The sequence below is a fragment of the Pantoea sp. GbtcB22 genome, from assembly GCF_019091025.1.
GTDB classification, from domain to species: Bacteria; Pseudomonadota; Gammaproteobacteria; order Enterobacterales; family Enterobacteriaceae; genus Pantoea; species Pantoea leporis.
In genome coordinates this window covers 1-253 of sequence record NZ_JAGXKB010000459.1, presented here as the reverse complement: position 1 = coordinate 253, position 253 = coordinate 1, and the positions used below count along the sequence as shown (strand labels likewise).

The 253-nt window shown below is 64.8% G+C and carries 1 protein-coding gene; it reads left to right on the top strand.

The features are described 5' to 3' along the window. A partial coding sequence (locus KVT28_RS25725; protein ID WP_217551070.1) for a DAK2 domain-containing protein occupies positions 1–253 on the top strand: 253 nt, incomplete at both ends.

Below are 253 nucleotides of genomic sequence, written 5' to 3'. Positions count from 1 at the left end.
CAATCCGGGCTCAACCTTTGCCGCCGGGGCGAAGAAAATCCAGCGCGGCCTGCAGGAAAAACACCTGCCGCTGGATGAGCTGCCACCCTTGCTGGCGCTGATTGGCGAGCAGCTGGCGACGGTGATGGGGGGATCGAGCGGCGTGTTGATGCCAATTCTGTTCACCAGCGCCGGCCAGCAGCTGGAAGAGGGCAGGGCGCTGCCGCAGGCATTGATGCACGGGCTGGAGCGCATGAAACATTACGGCGGCGCG